The sequence below is a fragment of the Polynucleobacter necessarius genome (assembly GCF_900096765.1).
GTDB lineage: Bacteria > Pseudomonadota > Gammaproteobacteria > Burkholderiales > Burkholderiaceae > Polynucleobacter > Polynucleobacter necessarius_F.
The window spans coordinates 1,778,196-1,797,070 of record NZ_LT615228.1 but is presented as its reverse complement, the minus strand read 5'-3'; the positions used below and the strand labels follow the sequence as shown (position 1 = coordinate 1,797,070).

Below are 18,875 nucleotides of genomic sequence, written 5' to 3'. Positions count from 1 at the left end.
CCCCTATTTTTGATAAGCCCTTGGGGCTTTTTTTTGCATTGCTTAATATTGCAATTTGCAATATTATTTATTGATGAGAGTCATTACTAATCGTCGCTTATTAGAGTTTGCAGCCTCTCACAAAGATGCCTCTGCGCCACTCCAGGCCTGGAGAAAATTAATGAAGTTTGGGTCCTACGCAAATTTTGCCGATATTCGACAAGTTTTTAGAGCAGTCGACAAAGTTGGTGACTTGTATGTTTTTAATATTTGTGGAAATAAATATCGTCTGATTACATTCTTGCAGTTTGAAAGACAGCTTTGTTACATCAAAGCCGTGTTAACTCATAAGCAATACGATAAAGATGGGTGGAAAAAATGAACTTAAACGATCTAAAAAAAGCCTGGGAAAATCTAGCCAAGACAGTTGATCTAAGCCCCATTCGCAATGAACGACAATACAAAAAAATGGTTCAGCTTGCAGATATGCTTTCTGAAGTTGTTGCATCCTCAAAAAAACACCCACTCTTGGATCTTTTTGAGCTTGTGAGCGAATTGATTCGCACTTATGAGTACGAGCACTTCCCAAGTCCTGATGCAAAACCACAAGCGGTCCTAGCCTATTTGATGGAGCAACATCAGCTCAGGCAGTCTGACTTACCTGAGGTCGGCAATCAAAGCGTTATCTCCCAAATTCTATCGGGAGCACGAGAGCTCAATGTGAGGCAGATTAATGCTTTAGCTAGGCGATTTAAGATTCCTGCTGGGGTCTTTTTTGAAAGCTCCTAAGTTAGCTCCGAGACCGACCCAAACCCTGATTGAGTCGCCGCTCTTAGCTACTTGATTTAGTTAACTCGATTGTTGCCTGCCCTTCGGCAAGTCGAACCTGGTATCTGGCATTAGTAGTAAGTTCTTTTGGATTTCTAACTGCTTGAAGAATTTCTCGCTCTTCTTTCAAAATCACCGCATATCCACGCTCTAGCGTTCTTTGCGGATTGAGCATCTCCAATTGCGCTTGATAGTGGCTTTGATTGCGTTTCCAGTTTTCCATACGTACTGACCATGCTTGATTTAAGCGTTGCTGCCAACCCTCAATTTGTTCACGCATCCGATCTGGATTTGGTAGCGCATGACTTAAGCGTAAGGCCAATTGATCCAATGTTTGTGCTTCACGCTCGACCCGTTGATTTATTCTTTGCAAGAGTGCAGCCATGATGGCGTCCAACTCTGCCAGCATCTGATCCCTTCTCGGAGCAGCAAGCTCTGCAGCGCCAGTAGGGGTGGGAGCACGAAGATCTGCTACAAAATCTGCGATCGTGAAATCGGTTTCATACCCAACACCGCTGACCACGGGAATTTCTGATTGAGAGATCGCGTAAGCCAATTGTTCATCATTAAATGCCCACAAATCTTCAATACTGCCACCGCCACGTACCAACAAAATAACGTCGACTGCTTGCTCTTTGTTTGCAGCTTTTAGTGCAGCAATGATTCCGGTAGGCGCTTCTGGTCCTTGAACGAGAGTGAGATAAATCACAATCGGAATATGTGGTGCGCGCCTTGCCAGAGTACTCAAAACATCTTTCAAGGCTGCGGCTTGCGGGGAAGTGATGATGCCAATCGTGCGAGGGTGGGTTGGGATCTCACGCTTACGATCTTCATCAAACAAGCCTTCTTTAGCCAACTTCGCTTTAAGTTTTAAGAAGGCTTCATAGAGACCGCCCATTCCGGCGCGTCGCAAAGTTTGAATGGTGAGCTGTATATCGCCTCTAGGGACATACATCGACACATTAGCACTCACCTCAACCAAGTCGCCCGATTGCGGCATGAAACCTACTTGACCATTACGACCCCGGAACATCACACAGCGAACTTGACCTTCCTCATCCTTCAACGGGAAGTACCAATGCCCACTGTCATAGGCTTTGAAGTTCGAAATCTCCCCGCTAACCCAAACAGTATCGAAACGATCCTCCAAAGAGGTCGCAATGGCGCGGTTTAGATCGCCAACTGAGAGAATTTCCCTTGATATTTCCGACATGTTTATCTTAAATTCCCTAAGGAATCAGGGTTAGAAGGCAATAAATATCCACAGAAGCTCATTGGCTCTAGCTTTAAAAAACATAAGTAAGCAATTACTGACCCAAAACGTTTCATAAATCCAACAGTAATTTTTTTATAAGTAACTGATTTATATACTAATTATTGTGCGCTTTTCTTGCTGTACTGCAACACATTTTTAAGCATTTCACTATCAATCAAGGACTTAGGCATCCACTGCAAAAAAGTTTTGCACAGAGTTATCCACAGGCTCGCAACAGAAAAGACTTCTAAAACATAGCTTTAAATGGGCTAAAGTACTGCTCTTATGCACTCCATCTTACTATCCGCTGGCTGGCCTATTTGGCCCTTACTCATCATTTCTATTATCGGCTTAGCCATTGTGATTGAGCGAAGTTGGTATCTACGCCAAGTCCATATTTTTCCCAAAAGCAGCCTGGAGGCTGCTTTTACCCTCACCAATCAAATGGATAGCCAACAATCCGTGGCCGACGTCCAGATCAATCAGTTGGCCCAAATCTCACCTGCTAGCCCATTATTTGCCTGCATTCTCAAAGAAAAACTCCAAGGCCACAGTGCAGACTCAGCACTAGAGGAGCTGCAAGCAGTTGCCCAAAGCACTTGGCTTAAATTTGATCGCTATCTAGGAGCGCTGGCAACAATTGCTACTGTTGCCCCACTCCTCGGCCTGTTTGGCACCGTCGTAGGCATGATCGAAATATTTGGTAGCCAGGGCGCCATCAATGGCAGTGCTGGTAGCCCACAACAATTAGCACACGGCATCTCGGTAGCCCTATACAACACCGCATTTGGCTTGCTCATTGCCATACCAGCACTAGCTTCATGGCGAGGATTGCGAGCGATTGCCAATCAACGACAACGTGAGTGTGAAGAATTTGCACGTCAGATATTTAAAAAACTCTACTCAACTGAATCTAAAAAATGAGTTGGCTAGATTCCCGCGCCCAGAGTACAAAGTCCTTTTCGCTAGGAAGCACATCAGTTTCTACTGAACCAGAAATTAATCTCATCCCATTTATCGATGTACTACTAGTGGTGTTAATCTTTTTAATGATTTCCACCACCTTTACGCGATATCAAGAGCTCGCCATTACTTTGCCAAGCGCTAATGGCAGCGACTCGCAAGCGGAGATTAAGCAAATTCATATTGCCGTGAGTAGAGATGGGCGCTACGCCATTAACGGCAAAGTCACTGATTCTTCTCAACTGAGCAATGCACTCACAAAAGCAAGTTCTGCAGGGGCAAGCAACTTGCAGGTCAATATTGATGCTGATGTCAAAGCACCCCATCAATCAGTCATGACTGCGCTAGAAGCTGCGCGTGATGCAAATCTATCGAATATAGTCTTTAGCAGTCAAACAAAGAAGTAATCTAGCGAATCTGAGTTATGTCTGCCAATCTCCTTCGGAAAGCGCCCCGGTTTTGGGAAAGGCGTGGTCCTACTAGTCTTTTACTGTGGCCTCTCTCTTGCTTGTATGGGGCACTCTTACGTGCTCGCAAACTGATTGCTGATTTGAATCTCGCCAGAGCTCAACCTGCGCCTGTGCCCATCATCATTGTGGGAAATATCCGTGTTGGTGGTACTGGAAAAACTCCAATTGTGATTGCGCTAGCTGAACGCTTAAGCCAACTTGGTTGGAAACCAGGAATTATTAGCAGAGGTTATGGATCCTCCCAGCAAACTTCTCCTCTACTAGTAACAAGTGAATCTGATCCATCCGTTGCAGGAGACGAACCGGTACTCATTGCGAAGCGCACTCACGATCAATTTCCGATTTGGGTTTTTCCACAGCGTCAAAAAAGCATTAGCGCTCTACTCAAGGCGTCACCGCAAGTGAATGTCATCATCAGTGATGATGGCCTGCAACACAGCGGCTTAACTCGCTGGCCGGCACGTGAAGGTGGACGTGATATTGAATTTGTCGTACGCGATGGCCGCAGGGAAGGTAATCGCTTCCTGCTGCCCGCCGGACCATTGCGAGAGCCTGCGAATCGAGATCGAGATGCCACACTCATCACTGGCATCAACACAGCATCAGCCAAGCCTAAAAGCGGGATCCTAGATGAATATTTTTTGGGCCGCAGAGCATTTAACCTAGGAACGTATTTAGGCACGCCTTATCAACTAATCAATTCTGCTAAAACGCTGTCCCTAGAAAGTATTGGTCAACAATACTTACCCAAGAACATCACCGCGATTGCAGGACTGGGCAATCCTGCGCGCTTTTTTGATGATTTAGCCAAACATGGTGTTAATGCTAAACAGATGCCACTACCCGATCACGCCAACTACACGGCCGAGTTTTTTGGTGACATTAAAGCGCAATGTATTTTGATAACTGAAAAAGATGCAGTGAAATGCTCTGGTATTAATGATGACCGCATCTGGGTAGTTCCGATGTCACTTCACCTACCCGACACCCTGATGGAATGGCTAGTCTCCATTTTGCAAAGACCAAATCCTTATCGCTACACTTTGTAACAAGCTTTCAGTCCATAGGCACTAAACTACTTAACAATACAGTTCAACCGATTGAATACACAACATCATGGATAAACGTCTACTCGATATTTTGGCTTGCCCTTTGTGCAAAAGCCAATTGCATCTGGATGCAAATAGGCATGAGCTGATTTGTAAAGCCGATCGCTTAGCCTACCCCATACGCGATGATGTTCCGGTGATGCTAGTTGAAGAGGCGCGTAGCCTCAGCGCAGATGAAGTGCTCTAGCCTCACTTTCAACATCATTTCACAATGAGCAACTCTTCTTCGGCCAACTTGGCTCCAGATTTTTTAGTAGTCATTCCTGCACGACTGGGATCTACGCGGTTACCACGCAAACCACTAGCTAATATTGCTGGCAAACCGATGGTGGTGCAGGTCGCTATACAGGCAAAAAAATCACAAGCTCAAAGTGTAGTGGTCGCTACAGATTTTCCCGAGATTTTGGCAGTCTGCAAGGAGCACCATATTGATTGTTTACTCACCAGCCCCGATCACCCCACTGGTACTGATCGCCTTGCAGAAGTCGCTAGTTTGCTAAAGCTTCCAGATAATGCTCTCATAGTCAATGTGCAAGGCGATGAGCCGCTCATTCCGCCAGAATTGATTAATCAAGTTGCGAAAACATTAGCAGATCATGCTGATTGTGCGATCTCTACAGTAGCAGTTCCGATCGATGATGCCGCCGAAATCAACAATCCCAATGCTGTCAAAGTGGTCCTCAATCGCCATGGGGAAGCGCTGTACTTTTCAAGAGCCCCCATCCCCTTTGTCAGAGATGCAAAAAATACTGATCAAATCGAGCATTTACGTCACTTAGGCATTTATGCCTATCGGGCAGACTTTTTACAGGCCTACGCACGCCTCCTTCCAGCTCCGCCCGAACAAGCTGAGGCACTTGAGCAACTGCGCGCCCTGTGGAATGGTTACAAAATTGCCGTTTATACCGCCCCAGAGACACCCCCTGCTGGGGTTGACACCCCCGAGGATCTGGAACGAATTAGAGGCCTACTGGGCGGCAGCTAGCAAAGGCCAAAATATTTTTGAGGGTGGCATACATTTCTCGGGGATAATCCTAAGCAAAAGAGGCAAGTGATCCCGACGAAATACGGGACAATGTCAGATCTTCTAAGGGGAAAAACAATGCGGTTGATTCTGCTCGGTGCACCTGGTGCTGGAAAAGGCACACAAGCTCAGTTTATTTGCGAAAAATTTGGCATTCCACAAATCTCTACGGGCGATATGTTGCGCGCTGCAGTGAAAGCTGGAACCGAACTGGGCGTTGCTGCTAAAAAAATTATGGATGCGGGCGGCCTTGTTTCCGACGACATCATCATTGGCTTAGTTAAAGATCGCTTAACCCAACCGGATTGCAGCAAAGGTTACTTATTTGACGGCTTCCCAAGAACCATTCCTCAAGCGCAAGCCATGAAGGATGCTGGCGTTCCAATTGATTATGTTTTGGAAATCGACGTTCCCTTTGATGCAATCATTGATCGTATGGGCGGTCGTCGCGTACATCCCGCATCAGACCGTACGTATCACATTAAATTTAATCCACCCAAGGTTGAAGGCAAAGACGACGTCACTGGTGAGGAATTAATTCAGCGTGATGACGATAAAGAGGAAACCGTACGCAAGCGTTTGCAAGTCTATGACGATCAAACCCGTCCACTCGTAGATTACTACTCATCATGGGCTGCGCAAGCTAGCCCAACAGACAAAGTAAAAGCGCCTGCTTATCGCAAAGTAAGCGGCACCGGTAGTGTTGATGACATCACCGCATCGATCTTTGCTGCTCTGAAGTAAATTGGCAAAAAAAGCCTTAATCATCGGCATTACCGGACAAGATGGTGCTTACCTAGCGAAGCACCTTCTGTCTCAAGGCTACGAGGTCACTGGCTCGTCACGCGATGTGATGGCTTCTTCATTTCACAATCTCAATACCCTAGGCATTCGCGCGCAAGTCAAACTGATATCAGTATCGATCAATGACTTTAGAAGTGTCTTTAATGCCATTTCAGCAAGCGAACCCGACGAAATCTACAACCTTGCTGGTCAAACTTCAGTAGGACTATCGTTTGATCAGCCGGTGGAGGCTATTGAGAGTATTGCGATTGGCACCCTGAATATTTTAGAAGTCATTCGCTTACTGAATAAGCCAGTGCGTTTTTATAATGCGGGCTCCAGCGAATGCTTTGGTGACACTGGCAACACACCTGCCAATGAACAAACTCCTTTTGCACCACGTAGCCCCTATGCTGTTGCTAAATCGACCGCGAAGTGGCTCATTAATAGTTACCGCGAGTCTTATGGCTTATATGCCTGTACTGGTATTTTGTTTAATCACGAATCACCACTGCGTCCAGAGCGTTTTGTCACGCAAAAGATTATTGCTGGCGCCGCCAAGATCAAAGCGGGTCAACTCGACAAGTTGCAGTTGGGTAATTTAGATATTTCTCGCGACTGGGGCTGGGCACCAGAGTATGTCAAGGCGATGTGGCTCATGATGCAACTGGATAAACCAGATGATTTTGTCATTGCGACTGGCAGACAAGAGTCTCTCAAATACTTTGTACAAAAATCTTTTGAGTACTTTGATCTCGATTGGCAAAAGTATGTTGAGATTGAGAAGAGCTTCTTCCGTCCCAATGAAATTGTTAGTAGCGTAGGTAATCCAGAAAAAGCCATTAAAACTTTAGGTTGGGAAAAACCTACTGATGTGGATGGCGTGATTAAGATGATGTGCGCCGAAAAGGCTAAATCAATTAAGTACTAAGCATTCTCAATGCTTCTTCACCCAGGATCTCGGTCCTGCTCTTCTAGTCTTCACCCCCTCAAATTACTGGTTTATGTGGCACAGCCATTTATGACCCTTTTCCATTATCGAGTTCTGGGGTAATATTATCTATACCACTCAGTGGTATAGTTTTGCATGCTCAAAAAACGTGTCTTTAAAACCAAATCTTTTGCAAAGTGGATGAAGAAGAATGGTGTTCAAAAACAAGATCTTTTGACGGCAACTCAAGAGATGTCAATGGGTTTGATTGAAGCTGATCTTGGATGTCATGTTTATAAAAAACGGATTGGCATGTCGGGCTCGGGCAAAAGGTCAGGTGCACGAATCATTGTTGCGACTCAATTGATGAGTCGCTGGTTTTTCATATATGGGTTTGCAAAAAATGAGAAATCAAATGTAAGTAAAGAGGAGTTGCTATATTTGCAGGAAGTAGCAAAAAGATTGTTAGATTTAAAAGAAAGAGAAATTGAGATTGCAATTAATGCAAATGAATTAAAGGAGTTAATGGCCGATGAAACATAATAAAAACAGTCGCATTATTCAGGAAATGAAGGAGACAATGTCTGGCCTTCATCGGTCAGGCATCATCACTAAAAAAAGCATGGATGAGTTCCAGGCCTTGCAAAATTTGGACGTGCCACCAATGACACCTACGCGTATTAAACGCTTGAGGGCTAAGAACCATCTTAGTCAAGCAGTTTTTGCACTCACTATCAATACAAGCTTATCAACGGTACAAAAGTGGGAGGCTGGTGACAAGAGCCCTAGCGGAACATCCCTAAAGCTTCTTTCATTGATTGAGAAAAAGGGTTTGGAAGTTGTGCTCTAGAGGGCTTACAACTACTTCAACTCTTTAAGAGCGCTCTCAAAGGATTCAATATCCGCAAAGCTGCGGTACACCGATGCAAAGCGAATATAGGCCACCTTATCCAAGCGCTTGAGCTCGCGCATGACCAACTCGCCAACGCGCTCGCTAGGAATCTCTTTCTCGCCTAGGCTGAGGAGTTTTTCTTCAATACGTCCAATGGATTCATCTACTGAATCAGAAGATACAGGGCGTTTACGTAAAGCCAACTTGATTGAACTAGCCAATTTGTCATGGCTATATTCCACACGACTGCCATTCTTTTTCACAATGGCTGGGAGTACGAGCTCTACCCGTTCATACGTAGTAAAACGCTTATCGCATTTGGCACATCGGCGGCGGCGACGAATGGTATCGCCCTCATCCGATACCCGAGTATCTAGAACCTGGGTATCGTCGTTATGACAAAAAGGGCAGCGCAATGTGGGCTCTTTTCTAGATTGGCTTAGCCATAAACTGGGAAGCGCTTAGTGAGCTCAGCAACTTGTGCGCGAACCTTAGCGATATTGTCTGCATCATTTGGATTATCCAAAACGTCTGCAATGAAATTACCCACTTGCCTTGCTTCAGCCTCTTTAAAACCACGTGTCGTCATTGCTGGTGAACCCAAACGAATGCCGCTGGTCACCATTGGTTTTTCAGGATCGTTCGGGATACCGTTTTTGTTACAAGTGATGTGGGCTTCACCTAAAACACGCTCAGCCTCTTTACCGGTCATTTTCTTGGCACGTAAATCTACCAACATCACGTGCGAATCAGTACCACCAGAAACAATGCGCAAACCACGTGAGATTAAAGTCTCTGCTAATGCCTTTGCATTGGCTACTACTTGTTTTTGATACTCTTTAAAACCAGGTTCTGCAGCTTCTTTGAACGCTACCGCCTTAGCAGCGATTACATGCATTAAAGGACCACCCTGTAAGCCTGGGAAGACTGCAGAGTTAATCGCTTTCTCATGCTCCGCCTTCATCAAAATGATGCCGCCACGAGGGCCACGCAAGCTCTTGTGAGTTGTCGATGTCACGATGTCAGCATGGGGCACTGGATTTGGATAAACACCAGCAGCAACCAGGCCTGCATAGTGAGCCATATCCACCATAAAAATCGCGCCCACTTCCTTGGCTAATTTACCAATACGCTCAAAGTCAATTTTCTTGGAGTATGCAGATGCACCAGCAATGATCAATTTTGGCTTGTGCTCACGAGCTAAACGCTCCATTTGCTCGTAATCAATTTCTTCGTTCTTATCTAAACCATAGGCAATTGGATTGAACCACTTACCACTCATGTTCAATGCCATGCCGTGCGTTAAGTGACCGCCTTCTGCTAAGCTCATTCCCATAAAGGTATCGCCTGGCTTTAAGAAGGCCAAGAAAACCGCTTGGTTGGCAGAAGCGCCGCAATGGGGTTGCACGTTTGCAGCCTCAGCACCAAACAGTGCTTTGACGCGATCAATCGCCAATTGCTCAGCCACGTCGACAAATTCACAACCACCGTAGTAACGCTTACCTGGATAACCTTCAGCATACTTATTGGTTAACTGAGAACCTTGGGCAGCCATCACTGCTGGTGAGGTGTAGTTCTCAGAAGCAATCAGCTCAATATGGTCTTCTTGACGCTGGTTTTCATTCTGAATGGCTTCCCATAATTGGGGATCGGTTTTGGCTAAAGTGTTCTGACGGTCAAACATGGCAATAATCCTGAAAAAGTTGGATTACTAAGGAGATTAACTTAGTAAAATCAACCTACATCATACAAAATCCACCATGACCACCACACAAGATCTCTCCTTCCTCTCCCTAGTCCTCAATGCCAGCCTATTAGTGCAGTTGGTAATGCTGTTATTGCTGGGCATGTCCATCGCCTCCTGGACCATTATTTTCAAAAAAACGGCTGTTTTAAGGGGGGTTAGACAGGATACAGAGCGTTTTGAGCGCGACTTTTGGGCAGGCGGAGGACCTCTGAACACCCTTTTAGAAGCTGCACACCGTAATACCCGTAGCGATGCCGTTCTAGAACACATCTTTGAAGCCGGGATGCAAGAGTTCTTGAAAGTGCGTGAAATCGATGCCGCTCGAAGGGCCATGAAAGCGACTTATCATAGGGAAATGGACGGCTTAGAGGCAAACCTACCGTTCCTAGCATCCGTCGGTTCAGTTTCACCCTACATTGGCCTATTTGGCACCGTATGGGGGATCATGCATTCCTTCCGGGGTTTGGCAAACGTCCAAAACGCCACCCTCTCAGCTGTGGCTCCTGGCATTGCAGAAGCCTTGATCGCGACAGCCATTGGTTTGTTTGCTGCAATTCCAGCAGTGGTTGCTTACAACCGCGCAGCAACTGATGTGGATCGCTTAGCCATTCGTTTTGAAACTTTTATTGAAGAGTTCACGAATATTTTGCAACGCCAAAGTGCTGGACGCTGATCGGATCCCCTAAGTTATGGCCGCATCTCCACTTCGAAAATCAAAACGTCGGGCAATGGCCGACATCAACGTAGTACCTTACATCGATGTGATGTTGGTCTTGCTCGTGATCTTTATGGTCACCGCGCCGATGGTCAATCCTGGGGTTGTGAATCTACCAACCGTTGGCGGCGCTAAAGTACAAGCACTTCCGCCAGTGTTCTTAACCATTGATGCCGATGAAAACATCATTGTCAGAAAAGATGGTGAGCCAGTGCAAAAACTCAACCCCTTTGAGCTGGGTGCCTTTGCCAGATCACAAGCAGAAAAATCTGCTGATCAACCCATCGTATTGGCAGCAGATAAGTCCATTAAATATGAGACCGTCATGAATGTGATGTCTAAGCTCAAAGAAAACGGTGTTAAACGTGTAGGCCTTGCAGTCAAGAGCCAATAAGGCTGCTTAGCTTTTGTATTGATTCATGAATAGCGCGACTTCTTACCCATCACCGCTCTCGCCTTTTAAACGGGGTCGACAAAATCAGCTCTCCAAGCAGGAGAGCACTAAACGCGCATTTACGTTCTCACTCATTGCCCACTTAGGTTTGTTAGCATTTTTAATGATTGGCATTAGTTGGAATAATAGTACTCCTGCAGGTGTTGAAGTAGAGCTATGGGATTCGACACCACAAATTCAGACCCCTCCAGAGCCTGAAGTCAAAACCATTATCAAAGAAGAGGCAGCTGATATTGCCGTCAAGGAAAAGAAGCTTGAAAAAGAACCGCCTAAAAAAGAAGTGGTGAAAGAAAAACCAAAAACACAAACCCCTCCGCCAAAAGAAAAAGAAAAGCCAAAGAAGGAAGAAGCTAAAAAAGTAGAGCCACCAAAAGCTCTCTCACCTGCAGAAACCAAAGCCAACGCTGCGGCTGAAAAAGTGCGCGCTGATCAATTAGCTAGATTGCGTGCAGCAGCTGGCGCCGAAGGTGGTCGTGGCGGTACAGTCGGTAGTGGTGTTGGCGGTGGTGGCAATGCTCCTCCTGGCTGGACCGATAAAGTCATTAAGAAAGTCAAACCTTTCATTGTCTATAACCCAGAATCCATCAGCGGTAACCCAGCGGCAGTTGTCTTGGTGACACTCGCGCCTGATGGAGCTATTTTGAGTACCAGTATTCAAACTTCTAGTGGCAATACGGGGTGGGATCGCGCCGTCCTTCTAGCACTCTCTCGTGCAGAGAGTCTGCCAAAAGACGACAATGGCAAAATTCCACAACGCGAAGTGAAGTTGACTTTTAAACCCAAGGACTAATGCATGTTGCAGTTGATGAAAAAGCATCTTTTCAAATCAATCCTATCAAGCGCAATCGGATTTGCGCTACTCGTGGTTTCTGCAAACCCTGCCTTAGCCCAGATGAATATTGAAATTACCGGCGTTGGTCAATCACTCTACCCGATCGCAGTAATGCGCTTTAAAGATGAAAGTAAATTACCAACCAGCATTTCAGAAATTATTCGTCAAGACCTAGCACGAAGTGGTTACTTTAAGAATACTGAAAATGGTAACGCCGTTGAGAGTGACGATGGCACTCCCAATTACAAATCCTGGGCAGCACGTGGAGCTGATGCCTTGGTTGTCGGCTCGGTAATTCAAACCGGCAACGCCCAATATGAAATTCATTACAAGCTGTTTGACATTCGTAAATCGCTCAGTCTTGGCGGCTTAAAGCTCGACTCAAGCGTCGATAATTTGCGCTCCGCCGCCCACAAAATTGCAGACGACATTATCTTTAAGCTACTGGGTGAGCGTGGCGTATTTTCTACCCGTCTGTCTTATGTCATCAAAGATGGAAAACGCTATCGCCTAGTCATCTCGGATGCTGATGGTCAAAACATTCGCAATGCCATGAATAGTAGTGAGCCTATCATTTCTCCATCCTGGTCTCCTGATGGCAAGAAAGTAGCATATGTTTCTTTTGAGGATCGCAAGCCGGTGATTTATGTTCACGAGCTCGCAACAGGCCGTCGCATCTCCCTGTCCAATCAAAAGGGAAACAACAGCGCGCCCGCATGGTCGCCTGATGGTAAAAAACTAGCGATCTCTTTATCGAAAGACGGTAATACACAAATTTACGGTATTAATGCAGATGGCTCTGGATTACATCGCCTGACTCGTGGCAGCACGATTGATACTGAACCCCAGTACTCTGCTGATGGTCGCTATATTTATTTCACGAGCGATCGCGGTGGCAATCCGCAAATCTATCGCATGAGCGCTGAAGGTGAGCAGGCTGAAGGCGCTAAGCGAGTGACCTTCAAGCAAGGTTTTGTGACATCACCGCGTATCTCACCTGACGGAAAATATTTAGCCTACATCGCCAATGTTGGCGGAGCGTATCGACTTTATATTCTCAATTTAGCCACTGGGGATGCACAGGCTCTTACAGATGGCAGCAGTGATGAGTCTCCCTCATTTGCGGCGAATGGTCGTTATGTCCTTTATTCAACAAAGGTTAATGGCAAGCGAGTATTGGCAGCCGTGTCAGTGGATGGCAACTCTAAGCAAGTATTAAGCATCCCGGGGTCAGATGTCCGTCAGCCCTCCTGGGGTCCTTTTATGGACTAAATGCCCATTTTCAGGGCTAAAAGAAGCACTTTTCTTATTCTTGAGGGCATAATATTAGTCATTGGCTCAAACTTTGTGGGCATCTTATTTAGTTTGTAGGAAAAGGAAAAATCATGACAGTTTCTATTGCACGCCGTGTTGCTACCCTGGCAATTATTGGAACAGCAGCATTTTTGATGGCAGCCTGCTCTAGCGTTAAATTAGACGATGTAGATGGCGCAAACGGTAGTGGCAGCGATAACGGAAACTTTAGTGCGCAACCTTGGAATGATCCTAAGAGCCCTTTATTTGAGAAGAGTGTTTATTTTGGTTTTGATGAATACACCGTTCAGACGAAGTACCAAAAAATGTTGTCTGCTCATGCAAGCTACTTAAAAGCCAATCCAAAACAAAAAATCATCATTCAAGGCAGTACCGATGATCGTGGCACAGCCGAGTACAACTTGGCATTGGGTCAACGCCGTTCAGATGCCGTTCGTAAATCATTGAACTTGATGGGTGTTTCTGATGACCAAATGGAAGCAGTGAGCTTTGGTAAAGAAAAGCCAAAAGCTGAAGGCGATAACGAAGCTGCTTGGGCAGAAAATCGCCGCGCTGACATTGTTTACATCACTAATTAAATGAGCTCTTCAGTTCATGCTATCAAACAAACGCTCTCACGAGCGTTTTGTTTAAGTGTAGCCGTCGTATGTCTAGGTGCATCTAATAGCGCTTGGGCACTATTTTCTGACGACGAAGCTCGCAAAGCTATTCTTGACCTGCGTAAAAGCCTAGCCACTACACAGCTAGAGATGCAAAGCCAGATTGATAAACTCAAGGCAGACAATGCTGAGTTGCGCGGCAAAATTGAAGATCTCGAGAAGCAAAGCGAGGATATCAATAACAGCCAAAAAACTTACTATCAAGATCTCGATACTCGTTTAGGCAATTTTGAACCCCGCACTGTGACCATCGAAGGCGTGAGCGGCATCGTTCAACCAAGTGAGAAAAAAGCATACGACGATGCGCTCAAAGCATTTCAAGCGGGTAATCTGAAAAAGGCAGACGACAGTTTTTCTGCATTTGTCGCCAAATATCCTAAGAGCCCTTACTTACCGCTTGCGCTCTATTGGAGTGGTAACAGCAAGTATGCCAACAAGGAATATGCTGGCGCTATTAGTCAATTGCAAAGCCTCATTAAACGATTCCCAACTCATCCACGCATTCCAGCGGCAATGGTGACCTTAGGTAACTCGCAGCTGGAAAGCGGCAATAAGGCAGCAGCTAAGAAAACATTTAGTGAGATTATTGCTAAATATCCTGATACCGATGCAGCAAAAGATGCGCAGCAGTTACTTGCTGCGACAAAGTAATTTCTTTCAATTATTCCATGTCAACGCTGACAGCTGCATTTGAGAATCTTGCTCCACGCAAATCCGGCGCCCCAGCCGTCATTCTGTTTTCTGGTGGATTAGATTCCACTACTGTGCTTGCCCTGGCAAAAGACTTAGGCTATACGCCTTATGCCCTCTCAGTAGGCTACGGACAAAGACATTCATCCGAACTAGCTGCAGCAAAACATATTGCCAAGCAAATTGGTGTTGCAAGACATGAAGTAGTGAATCTCGATTTAACCCGTTTTGGTGGGTCTGCTCTGACTGATTCTTCTATTGCTGTTCCGACAGCACCAGGCAAGGATCAAGAAATTCCAGTGACCTATGTGCCTGCACGCAATACCATTTTGTTATCACTCGCCCTGGGTTGGGCAGAAGCTCTTGGTGGATTAGACGTTTTCTATGGCGCCAATTCGGTTGACTACTCAGGCTATCCAGACTGTCGTCCAGAGTATGTTGCTTCTTTTGAAGCTATGGCTAACTTAGCCACTAAGGCTAGCGTAGAAGCAACTAATAATGAAAATCGCTTTCGGGTGCATGCTCCGATCATTAACCTGACTAAAGCTCAGATCATTCAACTTGGCAGCACGCTCGGCGTTGATTACTCTCAAACAGTTTCCTGCTATCAAGCTAATGATTTAGGCGAAGCTTGTGGCCAATGTGAATCTTGCCGCTTACGTCAGGCTGGCTTTGCGCAAGCCAATGTCGCCGACCCTACTCGCTACCGCAAAAGCAAGTAAGCGAAATAAATAAACACTTCTTCTTTATAGCGAAATGGTTTATTTCGCTTGAGTCTCAAGCATGCGCGCCACGTAGCGTGCAATCAAATCAATCTCTAAATTCACCGCATCACCCTGCTTTAGCTTGCCCAAAGTAGTATTTTCTAATGTATGCGGAATAATGTTGATATCCACAATACAAGTGCTTGCCCTATCCTCTGTTTGATTGACTGTCAGCGATACACCGTTAACCACAATGGAGCCTTTGTAAGCCAAAAATGGAGCAAGCTCTTTAGGCGCCTCAATGCGCAATAACCAAGAACCATAATCGTCTTGAGCCACCCGCGCAAAGTGCGCCACCTTACCAACGCCATCTACATGCCCACTGACTAAATGTCCGCCAAGACGATCATTAAGACGCAAGGCTTTTTCTAAATTGACTGGGCCCACCTTGTCTAAGCCCACTGTTTTATTCAAAGATTCACGAGAGATATCCAAAGCGAAGGTATTACCTTCAAATTGAGTGGCTGTCATGCAAGCACCCTGAATAGCAATACTGTCACCCAAAGCAACATCATCCAAGTAACCGACGGGCACTTCCACAATTAAATGCATGCCATCGCCCATAGCTTGAACACTTGTGATTTGACCAATGGCAGTAATGATTCCGGTAAACATTGAGTAATTTTAGTTCTTTATCAGACGCAGCCTTAAATCAGCCCCAATCAGACTCTGATCAATGATCTGCCAGTCTTGGCGCTCAGACAATGTTGCAAGGTCCACATTGGCCATCCCAATACCAACACCGATCATAAAAGGAGCGTAATACAACAGTAGCTCATCAACACAATGCTCTCTGAGCATCGATCCATTGAGCTTAAAGCCAGACTCAATATGAATCTCATTCATCTGACGATCTTTTGCAAGATAAGAGAATAATTCGGGTAGATCTACTTTTCCAGAAGGGTTAGGCATTTCAATTACCTCAACCCCCATCGCTTGGAGAGTACGCGCTTTTTCTTGCAGCTCAGAATGAGCGATCTTGGCGCAAACAATAATGACGCCAGACTGATCAATATGTTTGAGAATTTGAGCTGTAAGCGGTGTCTCCAATTTAGAATCGATAATGATTTTCCAAGGCTGCCGCTGTGTCTGTACCTCTCTGACGTTCAACAAAGGATCATCCTCTTTAACCGTGCCCACACCTGTCACAATGGCACAGGCTTGCGCGCGCCAGTGATGACCATCAGCTCTTGCCAAAGGTCCTGTGATCCATTGACTCTGTCCGTTTGGCAAAGCTGTTTTTCCATCGAGACTTGCAGCGATCTTCATGCGCACCCATGGCAAGCCACGCGTCATTCTGGAAATAAATCCTCGATTTAATGCAGTAGCTTCTACTTCCATCAAACCACATTGCACCTCAATGCCCGCGGCCTTTAATCTTTCCAACCCTTTTCCACAAACTAAGGGATTGGGATCAGACATTGCAGCAATCACTTTTGCAGGTCTAGCCGCAATCAATGCATCCACGCAAGGGGGTGTACGACCAGTGTGATTACAAGGCTCTAAGGTAACGTAAACAATTGAGCCTACAGCATCCTTACCACTGGCTTTTACATCTGATAGCGCTTGAATCTCTGCATGAGGTCCGCCCACTTGTTGAGTAAATCCACGGCCAATCACTTGTCCATCTTTGACGATGACGCAACCTACCCGTGGATTGGGATTAGCTAAATAGAGGGCCTTGTGAGCTTGGTCTATTGCCTCGCCCATCCATTGGTGATCAACTGCGCTGTACATGGGTCTATTAAACCATTCAATGGCAATTCTTGACATCTCTTGCTGGATCGCAGATGCGCCAGCGCCCACCACTACTCAAAATCAACTGCCGCTCTAGGTTGTCGCTACGGCGATGGCGCAAGATCAGGCGGTTTGCGACAAAACCACCTTGAGCGGTCTTAGCTGCCCCAGCGGCGTTAAATCCAATGCCAGATTTACCTGAGTGGGGGTCAACAAAATGCCTGCCTCCACCCCTAAAAAAGACGGGTTCGATAGAACCCTGTGTGAGCCAAACCTTGTCTTTAGTGGCGACAACCCAACCTTGATCCCATGAATCTTGAAGACGCGGCATAATCCGCGTAGATTGGCCAAGATGTATTGCCTGCCCTCGTGCAAAGTGCGCATGCGCAGTGAAGCGCCTTGCAATAGTATTGATTTCACGGATAGCAATCTGCTCTTGCAGAAGTGGCATCGTCATGGTCACCATGATGGTGACCATGAAAACTACTGCCATCATCTCTAAAAGACTCATGCCCTTTTGGGTATCTGTCTGCAATATTCATTACTCAAATGCTTGACGCCAATTTAAGCGAGTCACCATATTCATTTTTTCATCCACCACCACATGAATTTCAATAGCAGGCGTTTGCTTGCTTGTAATACACCAATAGTTTTTTCCTAGAGACTCAATAAAACAATCATTCACCTTGATTGCTGATAAATTTGTCAGGTTTTTCTCACATTCAATGACTGATTGCTCGGCAGCCATCAAGTTTTTCTGTGAGGCCTCAATAGTCGCAAGCTCAAATATACGAAGTGCTGTAGTTCGCTCTAAATACAGCAGCAATGATGAGCACAGCAGTAGCAAAGAAATCACCCAGGCTAGAATCATGAGGGGTTTCTGGTGCTAAAGGTTCGCTCCACAGATTTGTGAATCTTGGCGCCATCGGTCATCTCTAACTTAACCCGAAAAACCCTTTGCAGCGCCCCCGCTGGTCCGCCAGCAAGCTCTTCAATATTCAGGTGGCCAACTCCACTCATGAGAGTAGTGTTTTGCAATCTCCCCTGACGATCTAAGGACTGACAAATCAATGAACCGCCCCTGGGCTGTGCGCCTTTAGCAAGACCTGCTTGTCTATCAACCATAAAGCCTTGTAACGCTAAGTCTTTTTTCGTACGATCAGCACTTAAAATATTTCCAAGGCAATCAAAATCTATTCCATCAGACAACTCATGTCTGATCGTGAGCGAATCAGAGCCTTGATATCCTGATCGCTTTTGAACTACGATCATATTGGCACCATCTAACTGATTGATTTTTTTCATAGATTTAATATTTCGATAGCCTGCTATCCGAATCGCTCTTCCAATTAACTCAAGAGCACGCTCTGCCTCAAAAACCATTAGCTGGGTTTTCTCAAATTCAATTTGTTTATGCGCAAGCTGAGCACTAGTTTGCAATAGCGGGGCGAGCAAAATACCGCACAGAGCAATGCCGATGAAACACTCCAGAAGACTCATGGGTTCTTATAAACTCCTATTGACCCCGATAAACCCGGAAACGCTCTTGAGTTTCATAAACATCTAAAACTTTCCTTAAATTCACTTGCTTAGCTTCTTGGGCAAGAAAACGCAGACTAATCGTTTGATAGACATTTACGGAAGCCAACCAAGCACCCAGAATCAGGCTCATGGCCACTAAAGCCTCTAGCAAAATGAATCCCTTGGACTGTTTTGGGCGCATGACCTA

27 protein-coding genes are annotated in these 18,875 nt (G+C 45.8%); 18 read left to right on the top strand and 9 right to left on the bottom strand.

All coding sequences use genetic code 11. The annotated features are described in order from the left end of the window. Nucleotides 1–73 precede the first annotated feature (73 nt). Both DXE33_RS09405 and DXE33_RS09400 read left to right on the top strand, forming a co-directional pair. Entirely contained in the window at nucleotides 74–361 is a 288-nt protein-coding gene (locus DXE33_RS09405; protein ID WP_114639796.1) for a type II toxin-antitoxin system HigB family toxin, read from the top strand. After that, entirely contained in the window at nucleotides 358–768 is a 411-nt protein-coding gene (locus DXE33_RS09400) for a helix-turn-helix domain-containing protein (RefSeq protein WP_114639633.1), read from the top strand. The genes DXE33_RS09405 and DXE33_RS09400 overlap by 4 nt, the downstream gene beginning before the upstream one ends. 43 nt (nucleotides 769–811) lie before the next feature. Here the strand turns inward: DXE33_RS09400 and xseA are convergent, their stop codons facing one another. Next, nucleotides 812–2,020: an exodeoxyribonuclease VII large subunit gene (xseA, locus tag DXE33_RS09395; RefSeq protein ID WP_114639632.1), complete on the bottom strand. Its 1,209-nt coding sequence runs from the start codon at nucleotides 2,018–2,020 to the stop codon at nucleotides 812–814. Between the two features lie 327 nt (nucleotides 2,021–2,347). On the opposite strand from xseA, the gene DXE33_RS09390 reads away from it, so the two are divergent. The 9 genes from DXE33_RS09390 (at nucleotide 2,348) to DXE33_RS09350 (ending at nucleotide 8,192) form a co-directional block, all read left to right on the top strand. Beyond that, nucleotides 2,348–2,986 carry a MotA/TolQ/ExbB proton channel family protein gene (locus tag DXE33_RS09390; RefSeq protein ID WP_114639631.1) on the top strand — a complete coding sequence of 213 codons (639 nt, stop codon included), beginning with the start codon at nucleotides 2,348–2,350 and terminating at the stop codon, nucleotides 2,984–2,986. Further along, nucleotides 2,983–3,432, top strand: coding sequence for an ExbD/TolR family protein (locus DXE33_RS09385; protein ID WP_114639630.1), 450 nt, complete (start codon nucleotides 2,983–2,985; stop codon nucleotides 3,430–3,432). Before DXE33_RS09390 ends, DXE33_RS09385 begins: the two co-directional genes overlap by 4 nt. A gap of 17 nt (nucleotides 3,433–3,449) precedes the next feature. Then, nucleotides 3,450–4,544, top strand: coding sequence for a tetraacyldisaccharide 4'-kinase (lpxK, locus tag DXE33_RS09380; protein WP_114639629.1), 1,095 nt, complete (start codon nucleotides 3,450–3,452; stop codon nucleotides 4,542–4,544). Nucleotides 4,545–4,611: 67 nt separating this feature from the next. After that, complete coding sequence (locus tag DXE33_RS09375; protein WP_114639628.1) at nucleotides 4,612–4,791, top strand: Trm112 family protein; 180 nt, start codon at nucleotides 4,612–4,614, stop codon at nucleotides 4,789–4,791. 24 nt (nucleotides 4,792–4,815) lie between these two features. Continuing rightward, nucleotides 4,816–5,589 (top strand): 3-deoxy-manno-octulosonate cytidylyltransferase, encoded by a 774-nt coding sequence (gene kdsB, locus DXE33_RS09370; RefSeq protein WP_114639627.1) that lies wholly within the window; start codon nucleotides 4,816–4,818, stop codon nucleotides 5,587–5,589. A 117-nt stretch (nucleotides 5,590–5,706) separates the two neighbouring features. Next, a complete protein-coding gene (adk, locus tag DXE33_RS09365; protein ID WP_114639626.1) occupies nucleotides 5,707–6,372 on the top strand; it encodes an adenylate kinase in 666 nt (221 codons plus the stop codon). Between the two features lies 1 nt (nucleotide 6,373). Further along, nucleotides 6,374–7,342, top strand: a complete 969-nt coding sequence (locus DXE33_RS09360; RefSeq protein WP_114639625.1) for a GDP-mannose 4,6-dehydratase — start codon at nucleotides 6,374–6,376, stop codon at nucleotides 7,340–7,342. A gap of 156 nt (nucleotides 7,343–7,498) precedes the next feature. Next, nucleotides 7,499–7,885 (top strand): type II toxin-antitoxin system RelE/ParE family toxin, encoded by a 387-nt coding sequence (locus DXE33_RS09355; protein ID WP_114639624.1) that lies wholly within the window; start codon nucleotides 7,499–7,501, stop codon nucleotides 7,883–7,885. After that, on the top strand, nucleotides 7,875–8,192 hold the full coding sequence (locus tag DXE33_RS09350; RefSeq protein WP_114639623.1) for a helix-turn-helix domain-containing protein: 318 nt from the start codon (nucleotides 7,875–7,877) through the stop codon (nucleotides 8,190–8,192). The genes DXE33_RS09355 and DXE33_RS09350 overlap by 11 nt, the downstream gene beginning before the upstream one ends. An 11-nt stretch (nucleotides 8,193–8,203) precedes the next feature. On the opposite strand, the gene nrdR is transcribed toward DXE33_RS09350, so the two are convergent. Both nrdR and glyA read right to left on the bottom strand, forming a co-directional pair. Further along, a complete protein-coding gene (gene nrdR, locus DXE33_RS09345) occupies nucleotides 8,204–8,650 on the bottom strand; it encodes a transcriptional regulator NrdR (protein WP_114639622.1) in 447 nt (148 codons plus the stop codon). Between the two features lie 23 nt (nucleotides 8,651–8,673). Continuing rightward, complete coding sequence (glyA, locus tag DXE33_RS09340; protein WP_114639621.1) at nucleotides 8,674–9,918, bottom strand: serine hydroxymethyltransferase; 1,245 nt, start codon at nucleotides 9,916–9,918, stop codon at nucleotides 8,674–8,676. A 76-nt stretch (nucleotides 9,919–9,994) separates the two neighbouring features. Between glyA and tolQ the strand changes: the two genes are divergently transcribed. From tolQ to queC, 7 genes are all read left to right on the top strand, one after another. Then, entirely contained in the window at nucleotides 9,995–10,654 is a 660-nt protein-coding gene (gene tolQ / locus DXE33_RS09335; RefSeq protein ID WP_114639620.1) for a protein TolQ, read from the top strand. Between the two features lie 16 nt (nucleotides 10,655–10,670). After that, nucleotides 10,671–11,090, top strand: a complete 420-nt coding sequence (gene tolR / locus DXE33_RS09330; protein ID WP_114639619.1) for a protein TolR — start codon at nucleotides 10,671–10,673, stop codon at nucleotides 11,088–11,090. Nucleotides 11,091–11,115: 25 nt separating this feature from the next. Continuing rightward, entirely contained in the window at nucleotides 11,116–11,940 is an 825-nt protein-coding gene (locus DXE33_RS09325; RefSeq protein WP_114639618.1) for an energy transducer TonB, read from the top strand. Between the two features lie 15 nt (nucleotides 11,941–11,955). Continuing rightward, nucleotides 11,956–13,254, top strand: coding sequence for a Tol-Pal system beta propeller repeat protein TolB (tolB, locus tag DXE33_RS09320; RefSeq protein ID WP_231970465.1), 1,299 nt, complete (start codon nucleotides 11,956–11,958; stop codon nucleotides 13,252–13,254). A 113-nt stretch (nucleotides 13,255–13,367) separates the two neighbouring features. Then, nucleotides 13,368–13,874 (top strand): peptidoglycan-associated lipoprotein Pal, encoded by a 507-nt coding sequence (gene pal / locus DXE33_RS09315; RefSeq protein WP_114639616.1) that lies wholly within the window; start codon nucleotides 13,368–13,370, stop codon nucleotides 13,872–13,874. Next, nucleotides 13,875–14,606 (top strand): tol-pal system protein YbgF, encoded by a 732-nt coding sequence (ybgF, locus tag DXE33_RS09310; protein ID WP_114639615.1) that lies wholly within the window; start codon nucleotides 13,875–13,877, stop codon nucleotides 14,604–14,606. It abuts the gene before it with no gap. Nucleotides 14,607–14,623: 17 nt separating this feature from the next. Then, complete coding sequence (gene queC / locus DXE33_RS09305) at nucleotides 14,624–15,367, top strand: 7-cyano-7-deazaguanine synthase QueC (protein ID WP_114639614.1); 744 nt, start codon at nucleotides 14,624–14,626, stop codon at nucleotides 15,365–15,367. A 39-nt stretch (nucleotides 15,368–15,406) separates the two neighbouring features. Here queC and DXE33_RS09300 read toward each other — a convergent pair whose 3' ends face one another. Genes DXE33_RS09300 through DXE33_RS09275 form a run of 6 tightly spaced genes read right to left on the bottom strand, consistent with a single transcriptional unit; the run spans nucleotide 15,407 to nucleotide 18,869 of the window. Beyond that, on the bottom strand, nucleotides 15,407–16,024 hold the full coding sequence (locus tag DXE33_RS09300; protein ID WP_114639613.1) for a riboflavin synthase: 618 nt from the start codon (nucleotides 16,022–16,024) through the stop codon (nucleotides 15,407–15,409). A gap of 9 nt (nucleotides 16,025–16,033) precedes the next feature. Then, the gene (gene ribD, locus DXE33_RS09295) at nucleotides 16,034–17,146 is read right to left on the bottom strand and encodes a bifunctional diaminohydroxyphosphoribosylaminopyrimidine deaminase/5-amino-6-(5-phosphoribosylamino)uracil reductase RibD (RefSeq protein WP_114639795.1); all 1,113 of its coding nucleotides are present in this window, start codon (nucleotides 17,144–17,146) and stop codon (nucleotides 16,034–16,036) included. A gap of 16 nt (nucleotides 17,147–17,162) precedes the next feature. Beyond that, nucleotides 17,163–17,657: a GspH/FimT family pseudopilin gene (locus DXE33_RS09290; RefSeq protein WP_114639794.1), complete on the bottom strand. Its 495-nt coding sequence runs from the start codon at nucleotides 17,655–17,657 to the stop codon at nucleotides 17,163–17,165. 30 nt (nucleotides 17,658–17,687) lie between these two features. Further along, on the bottom strand, nucleotides 17,688–18,017 hold the full coding sequence (locus tag DXE33_RS09285) for a hypothetical protein (protein ID WP_114639612.1): 330 nt from the start codon (nucleotides 18,015–18,017) through the stop codon (nucleotides 17,688–17,690). Further along, nucleotides 18,014–18,646, bottom strand: coding sequence for a hypothetical protein (locus tag DXE33_RS09280; protein WP_114639611.1), 633 nt, complete (start codon nucleotides 18,644–18,646; stop codon nucleotides 18,014–18,016). The genes DXE33_RS09285 and DXE33_RS09280 overlap by 4 nt, the downstream gene beginning before the upstream one ends. Before the next feature lie 16 nt (nucleotides 18,647–18,662). Continuing rightward, the gene (locus tag DXE33_RS09275) at nucleotides 18,663–18,869 is read right to left on the bottom strand and encodes a hypothetical protein (RefSeq protein ID WP_114639610.1); all 207 of its coding nucleotides are present in this window, start codon (nucleotides 18,867–18,869) and stop codon (nucleotides 18,663–18,665) included. Between the last annotated feature and the right edge of the window lie 6 nt (nucleotides 18,870–18,875).